The organism is Oleiphilus sp. HI0117, from assembly GCF_001635235.1.
Genome location: NZ_LWGA01000850.1, coordinates 1 through 6,261, shown reverse-complemented (window position 1 = coordinate 6,261; position 6,261 = coordinate 1). Strand labels below are relative to the sequence as shown.

Genomic DNA, 6,261 nt, shown 5'->3' with positions numbered 1-6,261 from the left:
AAATTGCATTGGAGCGCTTAAGTAATGGGGATGATTGAATCTCTCGGGAGTCATTTTGACGTTAGTTACGATTTTATTCTGAGTAACGATAGCAACTTTTTTGATTCTTTCTATACACACTTTTTTAATAGCTCTAATTTAATAAAAAATGCTTTTGCTTATATCGATATGGATAAGCAGAAGCAAATGCTTCGAGAATCTATAAAGCACTTAGTCAAATTCTACTGTACTAATAAAGAAAGCGAATACCTAAAAACTATCGCTCGACATCACGCCGATAAAGTTCGAGCTGACGAATATATGTATAAACTTTTCGTAGACTCTTTCATTCAGGCTATTGAAGATACCTACCCTAACTTTTGTGAGGAAGCAGCTTTAGTTTGGCGATGCGCCTTAAAGCCAGGCATCGACTTTATGAACTCTTATAAGGCTTAGCTGAACAGTGTTCCCAATTTGGGTCTTTAGAGACCAGTTTCCTGTTAATAATAAACAGACTCGGAACCAGGATGAAAGCGGTGCTGACTATGTCTGCAATAGTATGATATTGCTGGTAAAGCATTAAAATCGCATACGCTAAGAATGATACTCCCAAGGCAACTTGCCAGTGAACTTGAAACGTTGAACCTTGAGTTAATAACATCACTAAGGCCAGGGATAATGCTGTATGAGTGCTGTAGTCTAGTGAGACTGTAGGCCAAATAAGAAAATAGTTATCCAGAGCCATTAAGGCGTAAACCAGCGCTACTGATACCAAGGTTTGTAGACTGAACCTGGCTGCTGTTCGGTATTGTTTATTAAGGATTTGTCTGGCGATAAAGCCAAGTACAAGCAGTCCTAACAAAGGGATATAGGCATCGGCGATGGCATCAAGTTGCTGGTAGTTCACTTTGTTAGCCTTGGTGTAAATCCATCTTATAAAAAGCTGGGATAGTTGGGCAGTTTTGCCGTGACCAGTTCGTCATGAGCCGGGACGATCACTAAGTCAGGGTCACGTTTGCTTAAAGAGTGAATTTGATCGATGACTTTTTCCGCTTGGTCTACGTTATTATCGACACCAGTTGCCCACTGAACAATCTTCGGACGGCCGCGGTTGTCTTGAATTCCTTTGATCGCCCATGTTGCATCGCCAATGAAGAAATAGCGCCCTTTGTCTGGCGTATTAACAAAAAGACCCAAGTGCCCTTGCGAGTGCCCGGCCAGGTCGACTAACACTAAGCTGCCGTCACCGTAGATATCCAAACTTTTATCGAAGCCTTGGTAGGGTTGATCTAAGAGCTTTATGAATTGCCATTTGATGTCAGGACTATCAAATTGCGATAAGACAAAGCCGGGTGGCTTGCCTTGGTGCGCGGCGTCATGCTCTTGCTGTTGAATCCATACCGGTGTTGCTGGGAAGTCTTCAATTGCACTGACATGATCCCAGTGCATATGGCTAGGGATGATGGCTTTAATTGTGCTGATGGGGTAGTTATTCGCGTTTAACTGGCTAATGGCGGGTTTAACGTTTTCGATCGCGAACAACTGTTTCTCCCAAAAAGCGAATACTTGCATTTGTTCTTCGACTTCAGTGCCGATGCCGCTATCCCAGAGCAAATCACCCTTTGGATGTTTGATAAGAATTGCGTTATGCACTAACGTTCGCTGAGTAAACCAGCTACCACTGGATACCACCATCGCTTCTTGCGCGCCGCCTGATTCAGCGGTGACGATAACTGAAAAACTAAGATTTGCAGGTATCATCTCTCCAGCAAAAGTTGATGTGCTGCTTGTGAAAGTGATAAGCAGGAGAGGGATCAGCATGGTAAGTCTCATGACTAAGGGCTTCATAATGTTCTCTTTGTTTTTTGTATGATGAGGCGATAGTAATGACAATAGACTGATAGGTAAAATATATAATAAATATACCTGATATATATTTTATATGTATTTAGAATGCTGAGAATAATAACAAGCGACAGGCTATCACTTCCAGGAGCTTAGTGATCGCTGCGGTATTTGTTCTTATCCTGAATTAAGCGCATATTTACCTTAGCCTGAATGTTGGTGAGAGGAAATTATAAGACTGATATACTCAAGGCGCTTTAGAAGGAAATGAAGCAGAAATACTCTGCTTGGTGGTCGTTTCGCTTCACATGTTTGCATGTTAAAGACTCAATCAATAGGGAGATAAATTAGTGAACGTAATTAAAGCGGGCGCCAGCCTCATGTTGTTATTGTCTGCAAATTTAAGTGTTGCAGAAAACCACCACCATAGTACTAAGCAGTTTAAAGTGACTGAGTTAAAGCCAGGCTTTCACTTTCTTCAGGGAAAGGGCGGGAATATCTTATTGTCCGAAGGTGATGACGGGTTGTCGATAGTGACTATGCCGATATGTCAGGTGGTTTAGAGAAAACACTTGATACTTTTGGTAAACCGCTTAAGTACATCCTAAATACGCATTCGCATGGTGACCATACTCAAGGCAATAAGCTCTTGGGTAAAGAGCCTACCGTTGTCGCGCATGATAATGTTTATCAGCGTTTGAACTCTCGTCAAGAGGTTAAGCTGTTTAACATGGTGTCGGAACCATACCCAAAGCATGCGCTGCCGGATATTACCTATGATCATCGTATGACTATCCACTTTAACGGGCATGATATTTCTGTAATGCACTTGCCAATCGGACATACTGATGGCGATAGCGTGATCTTCTTTAAAGAACAAAATATTGTCCATTTGGGTGACCATTTCTTTAACGGCTTTTACCCCTTTGTTGATGTGGATGCAGGTGGGCGTGTACGAGGTGTCGCCCAGAATATTGATCGAATTTTAGATTCTATCGATGACTCAACCCAAATTGTGCCTGGGCACGGACCAATGGCAACGAAGCCAGACCTTATTGCCTTCAGAGACATGTTGCGTGGTACGGCGAAAGAGGTCGAGAGCATGATGAATGACAAGAGCCTGGAAGAGATACAAAGTGCAGGTTTGAGTGCAAAATGGGACGAGTGGGAAAACGGTTTCTTAAATGAGCCTACCTGGATCAAAATCGTCTTTAATAGTTTGCATGCGAGCCAGCACGATAAACCCAATAAACATAAGCACAAACACTAAGTTTCTCTTGGTATAGAGGCTGAAAGTAATGATGCTTTCAGTCTTTATCTAAATGAAACCAGAGAGCTTTCTGGTCTAGTGGTGTCGCTTCAGGAAGCAAAGGGTTAATCAGGCGATAGTGTAGTCGCTGCTTTAAATTAGCCTTCAGTATCAGATCAGCATAATACTGCTGGAACAGCGCATCGAACTTTCCGTCCAACAGGGCTTTCTGAAGCCCCTCTTCTATAAGGCTAGCTAAGGCCGTATTTTCTTGTGCGACAAAGAAATACGTAGCGGTCGGGTAGCTGAGTAGCGTGTGAGGCTCAAGGGTAATGTTGCGATGTTGATGCGTTTCTAGTTCATCCCAGATCTCGATAATAGAGCGAGGAAAGAGTTCCGCCCGATTAAGTGACAACACTTGAAATAAGCCTTCGTAACTGGGGCCAGTTTGTACCTTAAAATTGTTATATCTCAATATGTTGGTATCGGGCCAGTCATGCCCTTGAATGAGTGTGGCTTTTTTTAAAGCCCTTAAATCTTGGCTTTGTTTTCGTGTTGCCAACTGCTCGGGTGTTGTCAGGAACAAGCGCCAGCCAATCAAGCCTTTATAAATAGGGATTCTAATAGGCTTTACTTCTGACTCTCGTTCTTTGGAAGTCATGGTCCACATCACATCGATACCCTTGCTTTGGCTCAACTGTTTGATAGCCCGGCCTTGTGTCATAAAATACTGCGAGGGTTCTACTGTTAGAGGCACCGAATGATAACTTAGGGCTAGCTTTAATAGCTCTATTGGGTAACTGTGATGTTTGGTGAATACTTCGCCTGGCTGAGGGTAGCGAATGCTCGTTTGAGTTATCGCATTGGAAAATGAGCTGAAGAGCGAGAGCAATAAGCTGATGTAAATGAGTTTCGAAAAATTCATAATTCGCTGTTACTCCTACCAAGCAAATATTGAGACAGGTATGGCAGTTGGAAGGAATCGATTGCCATCTAAGCAAAAGCGAATTTGACACCTACTAAAAGGGCGCTATTTTTTCCTTCCCTAGCACTATACGATACCTTGAATGGCTCTGGTATTAAACTGTTCTTGTTTGATTCTAATCTAACAAAGATATTGTAAGAATAAACTCTGGGGCTGTCTTATCTTTTTAGGATTGATGGAGGGGCTTGAGGAGAGAGTACCCGGGCAAAACCCAGGCACTCTAGATATTGCTATTGCCTGATCTTTACTTTTCTTCTGGTTTTGGTGCGTAAGGCCCAGGAAGTAGACCCCAGTGCTGGTTATTGACCAGGTTACTACTCGCCATAGCAGAAAGTTCAGGTGTGTGATCGACAATACTGCCGGCAATTTGATCTACTAATGCACCAATGAGAGCACCAGCCAAACCGCCACCGCCGTCACCTGAAGACTTCACAGCTTGGGCTCTGCCATTCCATAATATTTGTCCACTCTTGGCATCTATTAATCGCCAATCTGAAGCCACGACAGTCTTTGAGGATATCACTTGGTACTCCTGCCCCCACTGCTTGATATCAATGTATAACACTGCGTCAGGGTTGATAATTTCCCTAATTTTGTCCAAGGGAATAGTATTCATTTCAGCCGTTGTAGGGAGCCCATTCTCTTTAAACAAAGTATCGACAACTGAAACAGGAAATACATAGTAGCCTTTTTCTGCCAAGGGCTCAGATATCGAGGAAATAAGCGTATAGGGTGCATTAACTTCGACAGAGCTATTATTGGGTGGAATTACCAGAATAGAGGTCGGTTTGCTTTGCTTAAGGGCCGTGTAGTCATAACCTTTAACGGCACAACCGGATAAAACTCCAAAAGCAAGTATTGAAATAACTAAGAACTTGAATCCCTTCATTTTGTTTTCTCCTTATGATGGCTGTTAGATGCTTCCAAGGCGGTGTCTTGCATGTTGGAGCGAGTCAGAATGCCGTCAACAAATACGCTAGATTCAGGGTACAGTGCTTTTTCTTGTAGCAAAGCGCTTTTTGCCAGGCCAGGGTTTCCGGCTTGAGCGTGAACCATTCCTAAGTGAGCATATAGGCCGGGAGGAACTTTCATCCCTTTATTTTCTGCTCGCTCTATAGTTAGGTTTAGTTTATAGATCTGCGTGGCAGTATCTGCTTCGCCGGGGTTGAGGTAAATATCGTAAACGATTTCTTGGTAATCACCCCAATAGTACAAATTACTATGAGTTGAACATGCTTGAGCCAAAAGAATGACCGCCATTGCAGCGATCAACTTGATATTAATGTATTTCATCGAACTTCCTTATGTCGATAGTTAGTTGCTATTTTTCAACAGACCAAACGCCGGACTCTAGATCTCTAACTAAATTATTAATGGCTTCGGTAATCGCGAAGTTAAGAACTTTGCCATTAAGCGTTGCATCATAACCCGCTGTGCCACCGAAACCGATGACTTCGCGATTGCTCAGTGCATACTCTCCGGCACCTTGTGTTGAATAGATTATTTGGCTGGTTGTTACGTCAATGATATTGATGGAAACTTTGGCATAAGCAATTTGCTCCTTTCCGCGCCCCAAGATACCAAATAGTTGCTTGTCACCAACTTCTTTACGGCCAAACTCCGAGACTGCGCCTGAAACGACATATCTTGCGCCCGTAATGTTTTGCTTTTGACCGCGATAGGCAGCTTCTTGCTCAAGCTCTTTCATCGCGTCACGGTCAACAAGGTTGAATCTGTTCGTTTGTTGAAGGTGGGTCTTTAAGATGGTCTTGCCTTGCGAACCTAGGCGATCGCCACCAGAAGAAAATAGACCCTGCATATAGTTTGAACGGTTATTAAAATTGCCTACTACCATGGCTGTTTTCTTACCACTATAGTTTGTTTGATAGCTGGCAACTCGATCTGGTTGAATAGCTCGCTTACTTTCCGTTGCGCAGGCGCTAAGGAGTACAAAAAGTGAAACTAAGGAAATTACTTTGCTAAAACGTAAGGAGAAATTCTTCATAATTAAGGTCCTTCAGGTAGGTTTGCTCCAAAGATTATCACAGCAACAAGCCTAGGTGTACTGGATTAATCTTCAATATGGGGCGAATCACCCCGCTTAATTGGGTATAATATGCGCCAGTTTTATTTTTATCTCATTCTGTAAAAGAGGCCTCCTTTGACCCAGTTTCGTCCCTGTATCGATTTACATCAAGGCAAA

At 42.9% G+C, this 6,261-nt stretch carries 9 protein-coding genes; 3 read left to right on the top strand and 6 right to left on the bottom strand.

The annotated features are described in order from the left end of the window. Positions 1-30 precede the first annotated feature (30 nt). Positions 31-435, top strand: a complete 405-nt coding sequence (locus A3757_RS14585) for a globin (RefSeq protein WP_156506330.1) — start codon at positions 31-33, stop codon at positions 433-435. On the opposite strand, the gene A3757_RS14580 is transcribed toward A3757_RS14585, so the two are convergent. Both A3757_RS14580 and A3757_RS14575 read right to left on the bottom strand, forming a co-directional pair. Then, positions 413-886: a hypothetical protein gene (locus A3757_RS14580; protein ID WP_068515874.1), complete on the bottom strand. Its 474-nt coding sequence runs from the start codon at positions 884-886 to the stop codon at positions 413-415. The genes A3757_RS14585 and A3757_RS14580 overlap by 23 nt on opposite strands. A 26-nt stretch (positions 887-912) precedes the next feature. After that, entirely contained in the window at positions 913-1,827 is a 915-nt protein-coding gene (locus tag A3757_RS14575; RefSeq protein WP_082865226.1) for an MBL fold metallo-hydrolase, read from the bottom strand. 347 nt (positions 1,828-2,174) lie between these two features. On the opposite strand from A3757_RS14575, the gene A3757_RS26865 reads away from it, so the two are divergent. Together A3757_RS26865 and A3757_RS14570 are read left to right on the top strand one after the other, a co-directional pair. Beyond that, positions 2,175-2,387, top strand: coding sequence for a hypothetical protein (locus tag A3757_RS26865; RefSeq protein ID WP_068567935.1), 213 nt, complete (start codon positions 2,175-2,177; stop codon positions 2,385-2,387). Continuing rightward, entirely contained in the window at positions 2,372-3,094 is a 723-nt protein-coding gene (locus A3757_RS14570) for an MBL fold metallo-hydrolase (protein WP_068567991.1), read from the top strand. The genes A3757_RS26865 and A3757_RS14570 overlap by 16 nt, the downstream gene beginning before the upstream one ends. Before the next feature lie 37 nt (positions 3,095-3,131). On the opposite strand, the gene A3757_RS14565 is transcribed toward A3757_RS14570, so the two are convergent. The 4 genes from A3757_RS14565 to A3757_RS14550 form a co-directional block, all read right to left on the bottom strand. Then, positions 3,132-3,998 (bottom strand): hypothetical protein, encoded by an 867-nt coding sequence (locus A3757_RS14565; protein WP_068514500.1) that lies wholly within the window; start codon positions 3,996-3,998, stop codon positions 3,132-3,134. A 304-nt stretch (positions 3,999-4,302) separates the two neighbouring features. Next, positions 4,303-4,947 (bottom strand): GNA1162 family protein, encoded by a 645-nt coding sequence (locus tag A3757_RS14560; protein ID WP_068515871.1) that lies wholly within the window; start codon positions 4,945-4,947, stop codon positions 4,303-4,305. Continuing rightward, positions 4,944-5,351, bottom strand: a complete 408-nt coding sequence (locus A3757_RS14555; RefSeq protein ID WP_068515868.1) for a DUF4810 domain-containing protein — start codon at positions 5,349-5,351, stop codon at positions 4,944-4,946. The genes A3757_RS14560 and A3757_RS14555 overlap by 4 nt, the downstream gene beginning before the upstream one ends. A 28-nt stretch (positions 5,352-5,379) precedes the next feature. Then, positions 5,380-6,063, bottom strand: a complete 684-nt coding sequence (locus A3757_RS14550; protein WP_068515864.1) for a CsgG/HfaB family protein — start codon at positions 6,061-6,063, stop codon at positions 5,380-5,382. Positions 6,064-6,261: the final 198 nt, after the last annotated feature.

Coding starts and splice junctions, on each gene's coding strand:
- A3757_RS14565 (WP_068514500.1), bottom strand. CDS start 3,998: ATGAATTTTTCGAAACTCATTTACATCAGCTTATTGCTCTCGCTCTTC.
- A3757_RS14575 (WP_082865226.1), bottom strand. CDS start 1,827: ATGAAGCCCTTAGTCATGAGACTTACCATGCTGATCCCTCTCCTGCTT.
- A3757_RS14555 (WP_068515868.1), bottom strand. CDS start 5,351: ATGAAATACATTAATATCAAGTTGATCGCTGCAATGGCGGTCATTCTT.
- A3757_RS14550 (WP_068515864.1), bottom strand. CDS start 6,063: ATGAAGAATTTCTCCTTACGTTTTAGCAAAGTAATTTCCTTAGTTTCA.
- A3757_RS14570 (WP_068567991.1), top strand. CDS start 2,372: ATGTCAGGTGGTTTAGAGAAAACACTTGATACTTTTGGTAAACCGCTT.
- A3757_RS14560 (WP_068515871.1), bottom strand. CDS start 4,947: ATGAAGGGATTCAAGTTCTTAGTTATTTCAATACTTGCTTTTGGAGTT.
- A3757_RS14585 (WP_156506330.1), top strand. CDS start 31: ATGATTGAATCTCTCGGGAGTCATTTTGACGTTAGTTACGATTTTATT.